Origin of the sequence: Promicromonospora sp. NPDC060204, from assembly GCF_042728455.1 — a bacterium.
Classification (GTDB): domain Bacteria; phylum Actinomycetota; class Actinomycetes; order Actinomycetales; family Cellulomonadaceae; genus Promicromonospora.
Window position 1 is genome coordinate 1 of record NZ_JBHWZO010000128.1, and the last position, 17,518, is coordinate 17,518.

A 17,518-nucleotide genomic window follows, 5' to 3' on the forward strand; every position below is an offset into this window, starting at 1 on the left:
GGTCCCACGGGACCCGAGGCGTTCGTGCGTGGTCAGCCGGCGGGCACCCACTCGTTCGGCAGGAGGAAGTTCGTGCCGAAGCTGGACGTGCGGTAGCCGTCCCGCTCCGCCGTCACCGTCACCCGCGCCTGATGGCCGGCCCTGCCGCCGCCGATCCAGATGCGCCGGCTGGGCGTGTAGTTGCCCCACCTGATGGTCTCGTCCTCGGTGACGTCGACCCACGACCACGTGTAGGTGACCTCGGGGTCCTCCTCGAACTCGCAGTGGGCGAACCAGCCGGAGTTCACCTCGCCAGGGCTCAGGCGTACCGCGCAGCTCGGCTTCGGCACGTTCGGCTGCGGCACGGCGCCGGTGGCGTTGGAGAGCACCGCGGTCTCGGCGTACCCCGACCGGGTGCCGGTCAGCTTGACCTGGACGGGCTTGCCCACGTCGCCGATCGCGACGGTGTAGCTGCACGACCCGAGGTTGTCCCGCTCCTCGCCGCCGATGCTCCACACGCACGTGCTGCTGGCCGGCTGCGGCGCCCAGTTCTTCGGCCACGCGGTGACCTTCTGGCCGACCGCGACCTGCGCCGGGATCGACACGGTGCCCGGCCGGAACTGGGTCAGGACGGCGTCCTGCTCCTCGGCCGCTCCGTCGTCCGGCTCGTCGACGGGGGTGGTCGGGGCACTGGGCGACGCCGACGGCTTCGTCGACGACTCCTTCGTGCTCGTGCTCGGGCTGGGGCTGGGGCTGGGCGTGCCGGAGGGCTCCGCGGGCGCGGACTCCTCGGCCTGGAGCGTGCTGCCCGTGCTGGGCGTGTCATCCGGGCCCAGGAAGTGCACGAGCGCCGCCGCGGCCCCACCACCGGCCAGCACCAGGCCGAGCGCGACCAGGCCGGTCAGGACCCGGCGCCGTGTCTTGCTCGGTGCGGGAGCCTCCGGGACCGGGCTCGGCTCCTGCTCCGCGCCCAGCACGGTGTCCGCGCCGGCCACGCCGGCGCCGGTCAGGCCGGTGACCTCGGGCTCGACCAGCGGCAGGGGGGCGAGCGAGGCGAGCACCGCTGCCGTCGTCGGGCGGGCGGCGGGGTCCTTGGCCAGGCACGCGGTCACCAGACCCCGCAGGCCGGCCGGCACGTCCTTAAGGGCGGGCGGTTCGTGCACGATCCGGTAGGTGACCGTGGCCAGGCTGCCCGTCCCGAACGGCGGAGTGCCAGTCGCCGCGAGGTGCGCGACCGCGCCGAGCGACCACACGTCGGTCGCGGCGGTCACGGCCTCGCCGCGGGCCTGCTCGGGTGACATGAACTGGGGCGTGCCCGGCTGGACACCGGTGGTGGTCAGCGAGGTCGCGTCGGAGTCGGCGACGACGCCCAGGTCGATCAGGACCGGCCCGTCGGGGCCGAGCAGCACGTTGGTGGGCTTGACGTCGCGGTGGACGAGGCCTTGGCGGTGGATCGCGTCCAGGGCCTCGGCGAGGCCGGTGACGAGCTCGCGGACGGCGTCCTCGGGCAGGGTGCCGAGCTCGGTGATGGCCTGCGCGAGGGTGGGTCCGGGCACGTGCTCGGTGGCGAGCCAGGGTGTGGGCGCGTCGACGTCGTAGTCGACGACGGCCGCCGTGCGGTGGCTGCGCAGTCGCGTGGCGGCGGATACCTCGCGGCGGAACCGGGTGCGGAACTCGCTCTCGCCCGTGCGTTCGGGGTGGATCACCTTGATCGCGAGCAGGCGGCCGCTGCGGGTCGCGCCGAGGTAGACCACGCCCATGCCGCCCTGGCCGAGCCGGCCGCGGATCTCGTAGCCGCCGATCTCGGGCGGGTCGTCGGCGGCGGGAGGCTTGACCTCGGGCACTGGGACACGTCGGACCACGGCGGACAGCACGGAAGGAGCGTAACGGACGTGGTCGGCTTCACCCGCTGCGAGGGGAGTTCTACCCGCCGCTGACGCCACACCTAGAGCTCGGCAGGCCTGGGCTGGTCGGGGGCGGTCAGACTCCCGAGGAGCCGGAGTCGTTCCTCGTGCGCAGTGCCGGGTTCTGCGGTGTAGAGCGAGATGTCGTAGACGGCGCGGCCTGCCGTCGGGAGGTCGACCGACTGGTACGTGAGCTCCAGGTCGCCCACGTCGGGGTGGTGGAGCCGCTTGGTCCCGTGGTGGCTGATGCGGATGTCATGGGAGGCCCACAGGGTTCGGAACTCCGGGCTCAGGGTCGAGAGCTCGCCGACGAGGTCTCGTAGCGCCTTGTCGTAGGGTTCGCGTCCGGCCTCGGCGCGCAGGAGCGCGACGCTGCTCGCGGCCCCGTCGTCCCAGTCGACGAAGAAGTCGCGCGAGCTCGGGTCGAGCAGGTGGTAGCGCGCGAAGTTCGCGCGCCCGTGACCCGTGGTCGTCTCGCTCGCGAACATCGGGGCGTGCAGCGCTCTGGCGAGCGGGTTGGTCGCGAGCACGTCCAGGCGCCCGTTACGGACGAACGCCGCCGACATGGTGATCGAGTCGAGCATCCACTGCACGGCGGGCGCGATCGGGGCCTCACGCTTGCGGGCAGCCTGGCGGCGCGCGGGGCGCGCGGCCCGAGCGAGGTCGAACAGGTAGGTGCGCTCGTCGTCGTCGAGCCGCAGGGCGAGGGCGACGGCGTCCAGCACCTCCTCGGAGACGCCGGCGATGTGGCCTTTCTCGAGGCGGGTGTACCACTCGGTACTCACCCCGGCGAGCACGGCGACCTCTTCACGGCGCAGCCCGGGCACCCGGCGACGGGAGCTGGTGGGAAGCCCGACCTGGTCGGGTGTGAGCCGGGCCCGCCTGCTGGCCAGGAAGTCCCGGATGTCCGAGCGGTTGTCCATGCCGTCCACGGTACGCACGAGCTGACCGGTGAGGGGGGTCGAGGTTGTACCCCCACAGACGCAACCTTCCCCGCTCGTGCCGACAGGGTTGAACTGGACGACGTCGCCCTCCGGCGACCGCACACGACAAGGATCTGAGGTTCATCCATGACCGAGGAAGCCCGAACGGCTCTGGTCCGGGCCCGTCCCTCCATCGACGTCCCGTCGGCGAACCGGCTGCCGCTGGTCGCCTACGTGCTCGCGCTCGGCACGTTCCTGATGCTGACGACAGAGTTCGTCGTGGCGGGCATCCTGCCTGAGATCGCCGGTGACCTGCGGATCACGCTGGCCTCGGCCGGCTCGCTCATCACGGTGTTCGCCGTCGGGCTGGTGGTCGGCGCCCCCTCGATGGCGCTGCTGACCACACGGCTGTCCAGGCGGACGACGCTGCTTCTGGCCCTCGCAGTCTTCGTCCTCGGGCACGTCTTCGTCGCGCTCGCCTCGGACCTGGCGCTTCTGATGGTCGCCCGGTTCGTCACGGCCCTGGCGACCGGGGCGTTCTGGGCGGTGGCCGCCGTCGTCGCAGCCCGCGAGGCCGGCCCCGCCCTGGGCTCGCGCGCGATCAGCGTCGTCGGAGCCGGTGGCTCGCTCGCCACCGTGCTCGGCGTGCCGCTCGGCGCCCTCGTCGCGCAGGCGGTGGGCTGGCGCGGGACGTTCTGGGCGCTGGCGGTCGCCGCCGCGGTGGCGAGCATGTTCATCGCCCGCCTCGTGCCTCGCGATGTACCCGCTCAGCGGGCCGAGTCCCTGCGCACCGAGCTGGCCGACCTGCGCTCGGCGCGGCTGTGGCTCGTGCTGGCCGCGTGCGTCACGACCACCGGCGGGGTGCTCGCCGCGTACTCGTTCATCGCACCGGTGCTCACCGACCAGGCGGGGGTGTCGCCCACCTTGGTGCCGCTCGTCCTGACCGTGTTCGGCGTCGGCTCGTTCGCCGGGACACTCGTCGGCGGCCGCCTGGGTGACGCCCACCCGCGCCTGGTGACCATCATGACTCCGGCCGTGACCACCGTCATCCTGCTCGGCATCGCCTTGCTGTCCGGGTCCGCGCCCGCGCTGATCGCCCTGGTCGCACTCCTCGGACTGTTCGGGCTCAGCGCCAACGGCGTCCTGATCCACCTCGCGGTGAGCCACGCAGGTCGCGCCGCCACGATGGGCTCGGCACTCAGCGTGGCCGCCTTCAACGTCGGGACCGCCATCGGCACCGGCCTCGGCGGAGCCGCGCTCGCCTCGCCCCTCGGCCTCGACGGTCCCGCGGCAGTCGGCACCGCCGTCGTCGCGCTCACCCTCGTGCCCACGGCCGCCCTCGCGATCGTGTCCCGACGTCGACAGGGGCCGACGAACCCTTACCCACCACGAACGGAGAACCCATCATGCGCACTGTGAACGCCTACGGCGCGGTGTCCGCGACCGCACCCCTGGAGCCGATGACGATCGAACGGCGCGACCTCGGTCCGCACGACGTCCTCATCGAGATCGACTACGCCGGGATCTGCCACTCCGACATCCACACCGTCCGCGGTGAGTGGGGCGAGATCGCCTACCCGCAGGTCGTCGGGCACGAGATCGTCGGCCACGTCGCCGCGACCGGCTCCGAGGTCACCGGACACAAGGTCGGCGACCGCGTCGGCGTCGGCTGCGAGTCGGGCTCGTGCGGCGAGTGCGAGCAGTGCGCCGACGGCGAAGAGGTGTACTGCCTGCGAGGCAACATCCAGACCTACGCCGGCGTCGATGTCGACGGCAGCATCACCCAGGGCGGCTACTCGCAGGCCACCGTCATCCACGAGCGCTTCGTGCTCAGCATCCCCGAGTCGCTGCCGATGGAGAAGGTCGCCCCGTTGCTGTGCGCGGGCGTCACCCTGTACTCCCCGCTCAAGCACTGGAATGCCGGCCCCGGCACGAGGGTCGCGATCATCGGCATGGGCGGACTCGGCCACGTCGGCGTCAAGCTCGCCCACGCCCTCGGGGCCGAGGTCACCGTGCTCTCGCGCACCCTCGCGAAGAAGGACGACGGCCTCGCGTTCGGGGCGGACCACTACTTCGCGACCGAGGACCCGCAGACGCTCCACGAGCACCAGGGGGAGTACGACCTGATCCTCTCGACCGTCTCCGCGGGCCTGGACTACGACCGGTACGTGGACCTCCTCGCCGTCAACGGCACCCTCGTCCTGCTCGGCGCGCCGACGGACGCCCTGAGCGTCACCCCGATGAAGCTGATCACCCACCGCCGCTCCATCGCGGGCTCCGCCAACGGCGGGATCAAGGTCACGCAGGAGATGCTCGAATTCTGCGCCGAGCACGACATCCTGCCCGAGACGGAGCTCATCGGCGCCGACTCCATCAACGAGGCCTACCAGCGCGTCCTCGCGTCCGACGTGCGCTACCGCTTCGTCATCGACACCAAGACGTTTGCCTGAGCACACGACAACGGCGGCCTGCGACACGGCGTCGGTGCCCCGGTCGAGGAGCTTCGGCGTGGTGTTCCACGGTCTGGAATCCGGAAGGGAAACCAGGGGTGGTGAAAAAGGCCTGATACGGCCTATATGTCGCTATCGTCTCTGTCGTCTGGGAAATCTCGCCCTGGCCCTTGGCGGAAGAGGACGATGACGGATCCGAATGTGACTGTGGCTGCGCGCGGCTCGGGCTCGGTGCTGGACGGCTCGGCCTCCGGCGGGTACCGGATGCGCCTGTACGACCCCGAGACGGTCCCGGTGCTGGGTGAGGTGCTCTCGGCGCGCGATATCGACGCCGCGTGGTCCGGCCTGCGGCAGGAGTGGGGCGAGGCCCTTCCGGTCGATCTCGGGTCCGGCGCGCGAGCCTGGCTGGTGAGCGGGTACCAGACCATCGTCATGCTCGCCCGGGACTCCAGCATGGTGACGACCGACACCGGCGTCTGGAACGGGGAGCCGGGGTCGCTGCCCGCCCCGCTGCGGTCGTTGTTCCGGCCGCGGGTCGGGCAGCGGGTGGAGACGGCGTCCGGGCCGGTGCACGCCCGGCTGCGCGGACCGCTGGACGAGATGCTGGAGGCCGTCGACGCCGCCGAGGTCGGTCGCGTCACCCGGGCGGCGTGCGACCAGGTGCTCGACGAGCTCGGTCGCGACTACGGGGCCGACCGGGAGGTCGACCTGATGCGCCACTACGTGCTCCCGGTGACTCGTCTCGCGTTCGGCACCGTCCTGGGGCTGGACCCGGCGACCGGCCGCCAGGTGTTCGAGATCGCCGACGCCCTCGCGGCGGGGGAGGGCGATGCCGCGAGCGTCGACGAGCTGAGCTTCGTGCTCGGCGGGCAGGTCATGGGACGCGACGCCAACGGTGCCCCGACGCCGTCCGGCCTGCTCGCGCAGCACGCCGCCTACGAGGGCACCGACGAGGCGGTGGCCGGGATGCTGTCGGTGGCGACCGGGGCGAGCCTGGGCATGCAGGCGTGGCTGGGGCAGGCGTTGCTGCTCGCCCTGAGCGACCAGCAGTTCGCCCGGCGCCTGGCCGGCGGCCGGCTCGGGACCGACGAGGCGCTGGACGAGGTCCTGTGGGACGCGTCGCCGGTGACCGTCATGGCGCCCCGGTTCGCCGTCAAGGAGGGGCACCTGTTCGGGGACGGCGCCTACGTCGAGCCCGGGGACGCCGTCCTCCTGGCCGTCGGGGCTGCGGCCTCGGACCCGAGCATCCGCGGCGACGGCACCTGGGACGGGCTCGGCAACCGGGCCCACCTGGCCTGGGGCGCGGGCGCCCACCGGTGCCCCGCGCCCCGCCAGGCCCGGCTGATCGTCCGCACCGCGGTCGAGACGCTCCTGCGCCAGGTCGAACCCGTCCTCACGACCGGCGCCGAGCAGATCCGCTGGGCACCCGACTTCCGCTTCCGCCGCCCCGCGTCGCTGCCGGTCACGCTGCGCCCCACCGGCCTGGCCGGCTGACCCGAGCGCGTCCACACCCGAGCACGTCCCGACGAGCACATCTACATACATCCCCGGAGGACCAGTGAGTCGCACTTCCCGCACGACCCGCGTGCTGAACACCGTGCTAGCCCCTGTGATCAAGGGCTACCAGGACCCGGACGCGTCCTGGGCCAAGGCGGTCGCGCAGGTCGAGAAGGAGGCCGGGACCGCCGACCCCCAGTTCGCCGCCGAGCTCGCGGTGGTCGTGCGGGCGGCGGCCGAGATGCCCCGGCTGTCGCCGCTGGGCTGGTACCTCATCACCGCCGACGTCAAGGCCCGGTACGTCAACCGGCTGCGGATCGACCGCATGCTGGCCGAGCGCCCGCGGATCGCGGAGGAGGAGATCGCCGCACCCGTGATCGTGTGCGGGCTGCCGCGCACCGCCACGACCCTGGCCCACCGGGTCCTGTCGGCCTCGCCCGACCACCGCGCCCCGCTGCTGTGGGAGATGCAGACCACCGGCCTGGACGACCCGCAGTCCGCCCGGAAGCTGATCAAGCAGCTCCAGCAGGGCGCGACCATGATGGAGAAGTTCGCGCCCGACATCCCGCACATCCACCCGATCAACATCGACAAGCCCGAGGAGTCGATGTTCATCCTGCCCCACGGCAGCCACTGGCCGATCCTGCACGGCCTCATGCCCTCCTACTCCGCCTGGGCGGCCGGGCGGGACGTGACCGCCGACTACGAGTACCTCAAGCGGGCGCTGCAGGTGCTGCAGCACGGGCGCGAGCCCAAGCGCTGGGTGCTGAAGTACCCGGCGCACCTGGAGGACATGGACGTCATCCGGAAGGTGTTCCCGGACGCGACGTTCGTGTGGACCCACCGTGACCCGGTCACGGTCATCGGGTCGTTCTGCAGCCTCGTGGAGACGTTCTGGGGGATGTACCAGCACGACACCGACCGCAAGGAGATCGGGAGGTTCGCCCTGGACCACCTGTTCACGCAGGTCGAGCGGGGCCTGGAGCTGCGGCGGAGCCTGCCGCCGGCCTCCATCGTGGACGTGCCGTACCACAAGCTGTCCGCGGACCCGTTCACCGAGGTGCCCCGGCTGTACGCCGCGATCGGGGCCACCTGGACCACCCGCGACCAGGAGAACCTGGCCGACGTGATCGCCAAGCCCAAGGGCACCCCCTCGCACCAGTACGACCTGTCCCACTACCTCGATCCGGCAGAGGTCGAGCAGACGTTCGCGCCGTACAACCGGCTCCTGGACCGCCTCGACATGCGCGACGCGGAGGCGGCCGTCGAGCTCTGACCGCCGATCGTCCCGTCCGCCTGGGCGAGCTCGCCCGTGCCACGACCACGCTGACGGACGGCGAGACGCTGGTCCGTCGAGGCGTGACGGCGGTCGATGAGTTCGGCCGGCGTCCCTCGTCAGCCAGAGAACGACCGACCGAGGGAACGGACGACGCGATGACCGAGCTGACCACGGAACACGCCCGGCGGGCGATCATCGAGCACACCGGGCGGCTGGCGGAGGCGGCCGCCGCGGCCGGGCCGGACGCCGCGGTGCCCACCGCCCCGGAATGGACCGTCACGGACCTGGTCGCGCACGTGGGCCAGACCCAGCACTGGACCGCGCAGATCATCGAGCGGCGGATCACCGACCCCGCTGACCTGCCCACGGACGTGCCCGACCTCCCCGCCGACCCCGGTCGGTGGGCGGAGTGGCTGGCGGAGTCCTCGGTGCGGGTCGCGTCCGCGTTCTCCGACGACGCTCTCGACGCGCAGGTGTTCAACGCCGCGGGGGACGAGCGGTCCGGGGCACGGTTCTGGCTGATCAACGAGCTCAACGAGTCGGTCGTGCACGCGTTCGACGGCGCCGGTGCGGCCGGTGGGCCGCCTCGGGCCGACATCGACGCCGCCGTGGCGGCCGAGCTCGTCGGCCACCACCTCGCGATGCTCACCTCGCCCACGTGGGCGGCACTGCGGCCCGAGTCCGCCCACGCGATCCGGGGCACCGGGCAGGTCCTTCAGCTGCGGGCGACCGACACCGCGGACGGCGACGGCGCGTGGTTCGTCGAGCGGCGGCCCGACGGCGCGACCTGGCGGCCGGGGAGCCGGCCGGCCGACGTGACGGTGACGGGAACCGCGGGGGCACTGCTGCTGACGCTGACCCGGCGGATCCCGCTGGGCGCCGGTGACGGTGCCGGCGTCGGTGTCGAGGGGGACGCCGGCCTCGTGCGGCACTGGCTGGACAACACGGCGCACGTCGCGGACTGACCTGCGTGCCGGACGCCTGTGCGCCGGACGTCGCACTACCCCGAGGAGTCGGGCGCGGCCGAGGCCCTCCGGGTGGTCGAGAACCGGCGCTGGTAGGCGGCGGGGCTCGTGGACAGCTTCCGGGCGAAGACCCGGCGCAGGCTCTCGTAGCTCGGGAACCCGGCGAGCGCCGCGGCCCGGGTCGCGGTGTGCCCCTGGTCGAGCAGGGCCCTGGCCAGGTCGAACCGGATGTCCTCCACGTACCGGGCCGGTGTCGTGGCCAGCTCGTCCTGGAAGAGCCGCGAGAGGTGTCGGGTGCTCACGTTGAGGTGCCGGGCGAGGTCCGCGAGGGAGTACCGCCCGCCGGGGTCCGCGACCACCAGGTCGGTGATCGTGCGCAGCGCGGGGGAGCGGGGCGGCTGGGCCTGGAGCGGTGCCGAGAACTGGGACTGGCCTCCCGCGCGCTGCATGTACACCACGAGGGAGCGAGCGACGTCGCGCGCGACGTCGGCCCCGTGGTCCTCCTCGACGAGGGCGAGCGCGAGGTCGATCCCGGCCGTCACGCCCGCCGACGTCCAGGTGGTGCCGTCGCGGACGTAGATGGCGTCGGGGTCGACGTGGCACGTCGGGCACCGGGCGGCGAGCTCGTGGGTGACCTTCCAGTGCGTGGTGGCACGCTTGCCGTCGAGCAGGCCGGCGGCCGCGAGGACGAAGGCACCGGTGCAGACCGACGCGACCCGGCCGGCCGTCGCGGCGGGTACCCGCGCGGCGTTCGCGAGGTCGCGGGGGACGCGGGTGCGAGGGTAGATGTCGGCGCCGGGGACCAGGAAGGTGTCGGCGGCCTCGCCGGCGGAGACCGGCCCGTCGACAGGGATCCGCACCCCGATGTTCGAGGTGACGTCCGCGCCGTCGGGGGACAGGAGCGTCAGCCGGTAGTCGGCACCGAGGCGGTTCGCCTCGGCGAACGCCTGCGCGGGGCCGGCGAGGTCCAGGAGCGTCACGCCGTCGTAGACGAGGATCGCGACGTGGTGCGGGGGTGCGACGGGCGTGGGCACCGTCCATTGGTAGCACACGGCGGAGCGGCGCCCCTGTCCGGATTTCGGGGGTTCGTGGCCGGTCGAGGGCGGCGCCGGGCGGGGTGCGGGGCACAGCATGGGGAGATGCCAGAGCTCAGCGAGGGGCCGGAGATTCCCCGGACGGCGGTGGTCGCCGAGGCGACCGAGCGCGTCCGGGCCATGCTCAGCCCCGTCATCTACCACCACTCCCGCCGCGTCTACCTGTTCGGCCTGCTGCACGCGCGCCGGCTCGGCCTCCGGCCGAACCGGGAGCTGCTGTACGTGTCCGCGATGTTCCACGACGTCGGCCTGGCGCACCCGTACTCGACCGCCGAGCAGCGCTTCGAGGTCGACGGCGCGGACCACGCGCGGGAGTTCCTCGCGCGGCAAGGCTTCCCGGCGAGCGCCGCGGAGACCGTCTGGGCCGCCGTCGCGCTGCACACCACGCCGGGCATCCCCGTCCGGATGGCCCCGGAGATCGCGGTGACCCAGCTCGGCGTCCTGACCGACGTGGTGGGGTTCGGCCTGGACGACCTGGACCCCGGGCAGGTCGAGGAGATCGTCGCGGCGCACCCGCGCGGTGACTTCAAGAACGAGTTCCTGCGCCAGACGGTGGAGGGCCTGCGGCACCGGCCCGAGACGGCGAACGGCACGGTCAACGCCGACATCCTGGAGCACTTCATCCCCGGTCTCCGGCTGACGACGACGGTCGAGCGGGTCCTCGGCTCGCCGTGGCAGAGCTGAGGGGCCGCACCCATGAGACTCGGACTGCGCCTGCCCCAGCGCGTGGGCACCGACCTGCGTCATGACGTCACGGACGTGGCCCGTGCGGCCGAACAGGCCGGCTTCGACAGCGTCTGGGCGTGGGAGCGGCTGCTGTTCCCCGTGGCGCCGCGCAACACGCTGACGCCGGGCGAGCCGTGGCCGTCCGCGTACCGGCAGGCGGCGGACCCGCTGGCGGTGCTGACGGCCGCGGCCGTGGTGACCGAGCGGGTCAGCCTGGGCACCAGCGTCATGATCGCCGGCCTGCACCCTCCGCTCCAGCTCGCGAAGAGCATGGCGACGATCGACCAGATCAGCGGCGGGCGGTTCGTCGCGGGTCTCGGCACCGGCTGGTCGGTCGACGAGTTCGACGCCGTCGGCGCGGACGTGACCCGCCGCGGCCGGCTGCTCGACGAGACTCTCGACGTCCTGCGGGCGGCCTGGGGACCCGACCCGGTGCGCTACCGAGGGCCCCGCACGGTCGTCGACGACGCCTACGTGCTGCCCAAGCCGGCCGCGCCGATCCCGGTGCTCCTGGGCGGCGACGTCGACCCGGCCGCCACCGGCGGACCCAGGGCGCGCGTGCTGGAGCGCATCGCGCGCCGCGCCGACGGCTGGCTCCCCATCCCGCCCGCCCCCGGTGCCGCCGGCGCCGAGCGGCTCCGTACCGCCTGGGACGCGATCCGCCAGGCCGCCGCGGCGGCAGGACGGGACCCGTCCCGGATGCGGATGGTCGTGGTGGCCAACGTCGCGTTCTCCGAGCACCCGGCCGGCCCCGGCCGGCGCGCCTTCGAGGGCACGCGCGCGCAGGTGCTGGACGACGTCGCCGCGGCCGCCGGCGTAGGCGCCGACGAGCTGATCATCGACCTGAACCTGCAGGACTGGTGGCGGAGCACCGCCCAGATGCTCGACGCGGCCCTTGAGCTCCGGGAGCTCGCCGCGGCCGCCGGGATCTGATCAGGGCGGCGTGATCACGCGGGATCGGCGAGGCGCCTGGCCGCGGCGACGACGCTCGCCCGGCGTCGCGCCGTGTCCTCGGGGTCCTCGGCCGTCGTGCCGGTCACCATGCGCGCCACCTGGGGCAGCACCGTCCAGTACGCGGCGATCGCGAGGACGATGAAGTGGAGCACCTCCGGTGCGAGCGCCGACGTCACACGCCCGGCGGCCTGACCTTCCTCGATGACGGCTGATCTGCTCTGATACGTGCTGCGTCGCTGCGCCTCGTCGGGAACCTCGTCGGAGTACGACAGGGCCTCCCACATGAGCAGGCGGACGAACTCGGGGCGCTCGCGGCTGTAGTCGTAGAGCTGCCCGGCGAACTCGCCGAGGGCGTCGGCGTCCGTCGCGTCGAGCGGCACCGCGCCCGCCGTCGTGGCGAACTGCTCGCGCAGCACCACGGCGAACAGCTCGGGCTTGCCGCCGTAGTAGTTGTAGACGCGCTCCTTGTTGACGCCGGCACGGCGGGCGATCCGTTCGATGGTCGTGCCGTCGGGCCCGTGCGCGACGAACTCCGCGGTGGCGGCCTCGACGATCTTGCGTTTTGTGCCCTCGACGTCCCTGACCACGGGCGGATCCTCACTGTCGACCAACGGAAGCGTTGCCTGCGAGAGACAACGGTACTCCTCGGGAACAACGCCAACGTTGGCGTTGTTAAAGTGGTCATGTCAGCAGCAACCGAGGTCCGCCGGCGCCAGGGAGTGTCCGGTGGCCTGGCCTTTCTCCTCGCGCTCGCCGGGGGTGCGGCGGTCGGCAACCTCTACTGGTCGCAACCCATCCTCGACACCATCGCCGATGAGTTCGGCACCACGGCGAGCGCGGCCAGCGTGCTCATCACCGTGACACAGGTCGGGTACGCCGTCGGTGTGTTCTTTCTCGTCCCGCTCGGCGACATCGTGGACCGCAAGGTCATGATCCCGGCGTTCCTGCTGCTCTCCGGCGGCATGCTCGGCGTCAGCGCCGTCGCCCCGAGCTTCCCGGTGCTGCTCGTGGCCCTGGCCCTCGTCGGCGCGAGCACCGTGTCCGGGCAGCTTCTCGCCCCGCTCGCGGGTGACCTCGCGACGGACGAGCAGCGCGGCCGGGTGATCGGCACCGTCGTGTCCGGCGTGCTGCTCGGGATCCTGATCGCCCGGGCCGTCAGCGGCGTCGTGACCGACCTCGTCGGCTGGCGCGCCCTGTACGGGATCGTCGCCGCCGTGATGCTCGTGCTGGCGTCGGTGATGTACCGCCTGCTGCCGCGGCTCGAGCCGCGCGCCCGCATCGGCTACGGCTCGCTCCTGGCCTCCGTGCTCCGTACCTGGGTGACGAGCGGGGCCGCCCGCTGGCTCGGCCTCATGGGCGCCGCGGCGATGGCCACCTTCACGCTGTACTGGACCGGGCTGACCCTCCTGCTCTCGGGCGAGCCGTTCAACTTCTCGGCGACCCGGATCGGCCTGCTCAGCCTCGTCGGCATCCTGGGCGCCCTCGCGGCACAGCAGGTCGGCCGCCTGTACGACCGCGGCCTGGCGACGCCCGCCATCGGCGTCGGCCTCGTCGTGTCGCTCGCGTCGTTCGTGGTCTCAGGCGTCGCGCCGGGCTCGATCGTCGCCGTCGTCGTCTCGATCGCGCTGTACTCCATCGGCGTGCAGGCGGCGCAGGTCCTGCTCCAGACCCGCATGATGTCGCTCGACCCGTCCGGGCGCAGCCGCCTCAACACCGTGTTCGTCGTCGGCAACTTCATCGGCGGCACCATCGGTTCCGCGCTCGCCGGTCTGCTGTGGGGCCTCGGCGGCTGGCCGGTGATCATGATCGCCGCCGGCGTCCTGCTGCTGCTCGCGCTGCTGATCTGGGCCGTGCAACGCGGGCGCGCCCTCGCCGCATGACCTCGAACCTCTTCATCCCGACCACCACCGAACCCCGCAACCACCGAACCCTCAGGGAGACCAGATGACCACCGGATCCACAGTCCCCGGCCCGACCGACCAGCAGAGCGACTCACTCGTCCGCACCGTGGTGAACGCGTACTTCGACGCGCGGCTCGCCGGGGCCACGCCCGAGGAGCTCGCCGAACGCTTCCACGAGAACGTCGACTGGTTCATCCAGGGCGACGCCGAGAACGTGCCCTGGATCGGCCGCAAGGTTGGCCGGGCGGGCGTCGCCGAGCACTTCGCCCAGCTCGGCGAGAACGTCCGGCCCGAGGCGTTCGAGGTCGACACGATCATGGCGGACGGGAACCGGGCCGTGGTGCTGGGCACCTTCCGTGCCCGGGTGATCGCCACCGGGCGCCTCATGGACAGCGAGTACGTCTTCGACATCTCCGTGGACGACGCCGGGCTGATCACGCGCTATCACATGCTCGAGGACAGCTGGGCCGTCTCGGAGGCGGCCCGCCCCTAGTCCGGGGCACTCAGCTCGTGTGCCCGGCGCAGCACGTCGAGCTGGGCCGTGCTGTACAGCGCCTGCAGGGCCTGGCCCACGGCGTTCCGCGCGGCCTCGGCCTGGCGCGGCGTCGTGGCCCGGGGCTCCATGGTCACCGACCGGTTGGCGCCGACGAACGGGGCCATCCGCTCGGCGAGCGCCTGCCGGGTGGCCTCGTCCGCGTCCGGGGGCAGGTCGCGGAAGGCCTCGTCGACCGCCTCGTGGGGGTTGGCCCGCAGGAGCTCGCTCAGCGCGTCCATCGACTCCGCGGTGAACAGCTGGGCGTAGATCGTCAGGAGTGCGCGGTCGTTGTCGCGCAGGCGCCCCGCGACGCCGTGGAACGCGGTGGGGACGTCGGGCGTCGCGCCCGGCTGGGCCAGCGTGGCCAGCTCCTGCCGGATGCCCTGGATCCGTTCGACGGTCGCCGCGAGCTCGGCGTCGATCTCCTGGAACACCGAGGACTGACCGTCGCCCGCCGTCCCCAGGTCCGCGACCTGCGCCAGCGACAGGCCGAGGCCGGTCAGCCGCTTGATCTGCAGGAGCCGGGTCAGGTGGCGCACCTCGTAGCGCTTGTTGTACCCGTTGGGCTCGCGCTCGGGCTCCTCCAGCAGGCCGACCTCGTGGTAGTACCGCACGGTCTTCACCGTCGTGCCCGACAGCTCGGCGACCTCGCGCGTGCTCCAGCTCATCGCGTGCTCCCCGTCATCGTGCGCGGCGCTCCCGGAACCAGACCAGGACGACCATGGCCACGTTGACGCCGGCGAGGATCAGCAGGGACGGGTCGCCGGTGTCGGTGGAGCGGTCGATGGTGTAGCCCTCGCCGTCCGCCATCAGGGTGTTGACGCTGGAGAAGAGGACGTTGTTGGCGACGTGGAACGCGGCCGGCGCCTCGATGCCGCGGCTGATGATCGCCATCAGGCCCGTGGCGACGCCGATGAACGTGTAGTAGCCGAACAGCCAGGGGTCGCTGGAGCCGTGGACCACCGCGAAGGCGAGGCTGGAGACCACGAGCCCGACGGCGAGCGCCGGGCGCACCGCGCGCACCCAGGACGCGGCCGCGGGCAGGACGGCGCTGCGGTACATCAGCTCCTCGCCCACCGACTGGAGCGGGGTGCTGATGAGTGTGATCACCAGCATCAGGATCGTCGTCCCGGAGACGCCGAACGCGACCCAGCCCGGGGACTCGGGCGCGACCAGCGCGACGACGCCGATCCCGGCCCCGACCAGCACGGCGGCGGCGAGCAGGTACTGCGCCAGACGCCGGCCGTCGAACGCCCGGGGGAAGCTGATGAGGCTGCGCCACGGCACCCGGGCCAGTCGCGCCAGCAGCAGGACCGCCAGGACGCCCGACAGCGCCACGCTCAGGTTGATCGCCAGGAGCTTCAGCGGCGTGAAGGTGGCCGACATTGGGTCGTCGCTGCCCTCGATGACGCCGACCACCTGGTAGAAGACGACCTGGAGCACGACCATCGCCAGTGCCGGCACGACGAGGACGACGAGCGGCTTCCACCAGCTCATCCGCAGGTGGGCGCCGAACGGCCGCGAGCTGTCGACGCCGGGTTCTGTGGTGCGCACGATGATCGAACTTTCTCTCGGAGGCGGACCGATGTGGTCCACCTCCGAGTGGACACTGTGCCGTAGGGGCAGACGCAAGCGAGCGGTCACGGCTCGGACGCGTCGCAGGCGTCCGACGGCAGTTCGTCCGTCGAGGGTTCGGGTGTGGCCGACGGCGTCGGGTAGGCCCGCGAGCACTCGCGCGGGTCCGGGCTCGGCCCCTGTGCCGGCGGCTGGGTCGGTCCGGTCCGCTCGGGTGCCGGGGACGCGGGCGGCGTCGACCCGGGAACCGTCTCGCCGGGCCCGGGCCAGAGCATCGCGGTACCGACCCCCGCGCCGCACAGCAGCGCGACGGTCGCGGCCAGCGCCCAGGCGGCCGCCCGACGGCGGGGGCGCGCGGGCCGCTGCCCGGGCGTCAGGATCTCGACCCGGGGCTCGGCGTCCTCGTCCACGGGGAGCGGGTCCGCGCCCGCCCGGCCGTGACCGGACGTCACGGCGTGGACGCGGGCCAGGTCCAGCTCGTCGTCGACCTGGTCCAGCGCCCGGCGGGCCCGTGCCAGGGGGTCGCCCTGCGCACTCTTCAGCGCTCTCATGTCAGTCCTCCTGGCCTTCGGTCACGGTGCGGTACGCGGCGCGCAGCCGCCGACGGGCCCGGTACAGGCGGGTCGCCGCCGTCGTCGCGGAGCAGCCGAGCACGCGGGCCAGCTCTCCGGTGCTGAGCTCGGCGGCCGCCAGCAGCTCGACCACCTCACGGTCGGCCGGGCGCAGGAGCGCCAGGGCGCGGTGCAGCAGGTCGAGCTCGTCGACCAGCCGCGCGTCGTCCTGGCCGGGCGGCGCGGGATGTCGCATCGCCCGGTCCGCGAGGGCGGCCCGCCGCCGGTCGGCGCGGACCTGGTTGGCCAGCACCCGCCGGGCGATCGCGAGCAGCCAGGTGCGCGGCTCGTCGGGCACCTCGCCCTTGCGCCAGGCGATGAGGAACACCTCGGCCACGACGTCCTCGGCCTCGGCGGCGCTCAGCCGCGTGCGCGCGTAACGGTGCACGGCGCGGGTGTGCTCGTCGACCAGTGCCTCGGTCTGCTCCGGTGTCAGCGTGCCCCGTGCGAGGTCGCGCGGCTCGGCGTGAGTGGACAGTGTGGTCTCCAGTGGCGGGTGCGATGGCGGGCGCGGGTCTGCACAAGGGTCGGTGTCCGGCAACGCCCCCGTCGTCACAGTCTGCCGGTGTGGTCCACGCCACACCCCGGGACGGTGACGGGAGGCGCCCCGGCGCACACTGACCGCTGCGTGACTCTCAACCCGAAAACTCACGTCCCACCGACCACCGCCCCGGCCCCGCGCCGCCGTGGCACCTGGAGCTCGGCCGTACGCGGCGTCACCGCCGCGGGCGGGGCGCTCGCCGTCGCGCTGCTGGCCACGGCCTGCACGCAGGCCAGCGCCGCCGTCCTGGAGGAGCCGTCGGCCGTGCCGTCGGTCGCCGCCGACGCCGGGCAGCAGCCTGCCGAGGACGCCGCGCAGCGGCCCGCCGAGGACGCCGCCCCGGCGGCCGCCGAGGCCGCACCGGAGCCCTCGGACGAGGGGGAGCCGTCGCCCGTCCGGGCCGCGCCGAGCGAGTCCGGGCCCTCCGACCAGCGCGCGCCGTCGCCCGTCCCGGCGACCGGACCCAGCGACCAGCGTGACCCGCGGCCCGTCCCGTCGGTCCCGGGCGAGCCCGAGCAGGGCCTCGTCGTCACCGGCTGAGCCGGACCCCGACGACCCGCAGGCGGACGGGCGGGGGTGGTGGG

At 73.1% G+C, this 17,518-nt stretch carries 18 protein-coding genes; 10 read left to right on the forward strand and 8 right to left on the reverse strand.

Annotation, left to right across the window (positions count from 1 at the left end; genetic code table 11):
• Positions 1–32: 32 nt before the first annotated feature.
• Both ACFWEJ_RS16625 and ACFWEJ_RS16630 read right to left on the reverse strand, forming a co-directional pair.
• On the reverse strand, positions 33–1,853 hold the full coding sequence (locus ACFWEJ_RS16625; protein ID WP_377230319.1) for a protein kinase: 1,821 nt from the start codon (positions 1,851–1,853) through the stop codon (positions 33–35).
• Positions 1,854–1,924: 71 nt separating this feature from the next.
• A complete protein-coding gene (locus ACFWEJ_RS16630) occupies positions 1,925–2,806 on the reverse strand; it encodes a helix-turn-helix transcriptional regulator (protein WP_377230320.1) in 882 nt (293 codons plus the stop codon).
• Between the two features lie 147 nt (positions 2,807–2,953).
• On the opposite strand from ACFWEJ_RS16630, the gene ACFWEJ_RS16635 reads away from it, so the two are divergent.
• The 5 genes from ACFWEJ_RS16635 (at position 2,954) to ACFWEJ_RS16655 (ending at position 8,997) form a co-directional block, all read left to right on the forward strand.
• Positions 2,954–4,225 carry an MFS transporter gene (locus ACFWEJ_RS16635; RefSeq protein ID WP_377230321.1) on the forward strand — a complete coding sequence of 424 codons (1,272 nt, stop codon included), beginning with the start codon at positions 2,954–2,956 and terminating at the stop codon, positions 4,223–4,225.
• Positions 4,213–5,256 (forward strand): NAD(P)-dependent alcohol dehydrogenase, encoded by a 1,044-nt coding sequence (locus ACFWEJ_RS16640; RefSeq protein ID WP_377230322.1) that lies wholly within the window; start codon positions 4,213–4,215, stop codon positions 5,254–5,256. The genes ACFWEJ_RS16635 and ACFWEJ_RS16640 overlap by 13 nt, the downstream gene beginning before the upstream one ends.
• Before the next feature lie 201 nt (positions 5,257–5,457).
• The gene (locus ACFWEJ_RS16645; protein ID WP_377230323.1) at positions 5,458–6,750 is read left to right on the forward strand and encodes a hypothetical protein; all 1,293 of its coding nucleotides are present in this window, start codon (positions 5,458–5,460) and stop codon (positions 6,748–6,750) included.
• Positions 6,751–6,814: 64 nt separating this feature from the next.
• Entirely contained in the window at positions 6,815–8,029 is a 1,215-nt protein-coding gene (locus ACFWEJ_RS16650) for a sulfotransferase family protein (RefSeq protein WP_377230324.1), read from the forward strand.
• 158 nt (positions 8,030–8,187) lie between these two features.
• The gene (locus ACFWEJ_RS16655) at positions 8,188–8,997 is read left to right on the forward strand and encodes a maleylpyruvate isomerase family mycothiol-dependent enzyme (RefSeq protein WP_377230325.1); all 810 of its coding nucleotides are present in this window, start codon (positions 8,188–8,190) and stop codon (positions 8,995–8,997) included.
• Between the two features lie 35 nt (positions 8,998–9,032).
• On the opposite strand, the gene ACFWEJ_RS16660 is transcribed toward ACFWEJ_RS16655, so the two are convergent.
• Positions 9,033–10,031, reverse strand: a complete 999-nt coding sequence (locus ACFWEJ_RS16660; protein ID WP_377230326.1) for a GlxA family transcriptional regulator — start codon at positions 10,029–10,031, stop codon at positions 9,033–9,035.
• Between the two features lie 105 nt (positions 10,032–10,136).
• Here ACFWEJ_RS16660 and ACFWEJ_RS16665 point away from each other — a divergent pair, with 105 nt between their 5' ends.
• Together ACFWEJ_RS16665 and ACFWEJ_RS16670 are read left to right on the forward strand one after the other, a co-directional pair.
• Positions 10,137–10,775, forward strand: a complete 639-nt coding sequence (locus ACFWEJ_RS16665) for an HD domain-containing protein (RefSeq protein WP_377230327.1) — start codon at positions 10,137–10,139, stop codon at positions 10,773–10,775.
• Positions 10,776–10,787: 12 nt separating this feature from the next.
• Complete coding sequence (locus ACFWEJ_RS16670; RefSeq protein ID WP_377230328.1) at positions 10,788–11,750, forward strand: TIGR03619 family F420-dependent LLM class oxidoreductase; 963 nt, start codon at positions 10,788–10,790, stop codon at positions 11,748–11,750.
• A gap of 14 nt (positions 11,751–11,764) precedes the next feature.
• On the opposite strand, the gene ACFWEJ_RS16675 is transcribed toward ACFWEJ_RS16670, so the two are convergent.
• Entirely contained in the window at positions 11,765–12,358 is a 594-nt protein-coding gene (locus ACFWEJ_RS16675; protein WP_377230329.1) for a TetR family transcriptional regulator, read from the reverse strand.
• Positions 12,359–12,454: 96 nt separating this feature from the next.
• Between ACFWEJ_RS16675 and ACFWEJ_RS16680 the strand changes: the two genes are divergently transcribed.
• Both ACFWEJ_RS16680 and ACFWEJ_RS16685 read left to right on the forward strand, forming a co-directional pair.
• On the forward strand, positions 12,455–13,651 hold the full coding sequence (locus ACFWEJ_RS16680; RefSeq protein ID WP_377230330.1) for an MFS transporter: 1,197 nt from the start codon (positions 12,455–12,457) through the stop codon (positions 13,649–13,651).
• Positions 13,652–13,715: 64 nt separating this feature from the next.
• A complete protein-coding gene (locus tag ACFWEJ_RS16685; RefSeq protein ID WP_377230331.1) occupies positions 13,716–14,165 on the forward strand; it encodes a nuclear transport factor 2 family protein in 450 nt (149 codons plus the stop codon).
• On the opposite strand, the gene ACFWEJ_RS16690 is transcribed toward ACFWEJ_RS16685, so the two are convergent.
• The 4 genes from ACFWEJ_RS16690 to ACFWEJ_RS16705 form a co-directional block, all read right to left on the reverse strand.
• Positions 14,162–14,875, reverse strand: coding sequence for a MerR family transcriptional regulator (locus ACFWEJ_RS16690; RefSeq protein ID WP_377230332.1), 714 nt, complete (start codon positions 14,873–14,875; stop codon positions 14,162–14,164). The two genes, ACFWEJ_RS16685 and ACFWEJ_RS16690, sit on opposite strands and share 4 nt — an antisense overlap.
• A gap of 13 nt (positions 14,876–14,888) precedes the next feature.
• Positions 14,889–15,761: a CPBP family intramembrane glutamic endopeptidase gene (locus ACFWEJ_RS16695; RefSeq protein WP_377230333.1), complete on the reverse strand. Its 873-nt coding sequence runs from the start codon at positions 15,759–15,761 to the stop codon at positions 14,889–14,891.
• 86 nt (positions 15,762–15,847) lie between these two features.
• The gene (locus ACFWEJ_RS16700) at positions 15,848–16,333 is read right to left on the reverse strand and encodes a hypothetical protein (protein WP_377230334.1); all 486 of its coding nucleotides are present in this window, start codon (positions 16,331–16,333) and stop codon (positions 15,848–15,850) included.
• A 1-nt stretch (position 16,334) separates the two neighbouring features.
• On the reverse strand, positions 16,335–17,045 hold the full coding sequence (locus tag ACFWEJ_RS16705; RefSeq protein ID WP_377230335.1) for an RNA polymerase sigma factor: 711 nt from the start codon (positions 17,043–17,045) through the stop codon (positions 16,335–16,337).
• Between ACFWEJ_RS16705 and ACFWEJ_RS16710 the strand changes: the two genes are divergently transcribed.
• Positions 17,022–17,474 carry a hypothetical protein gene (locus ACFWEJ_RS16710; protein ID WP_377230336.1) on the forward strand — a complete coding sequence of 151 codons (453 nt, stop codon included), beginning with the start codon at positions 17,022–17,024 and terminating at the stop codon, positions 17,472–17,474. The two genes, ACFWEJ_RS16705 and ACFWEJ_RS16710, sit on opposite strands and share 24 nt — an antisense overlap.
• Positions 17,475–17,518: the final 44 nt, after the last annotated feature.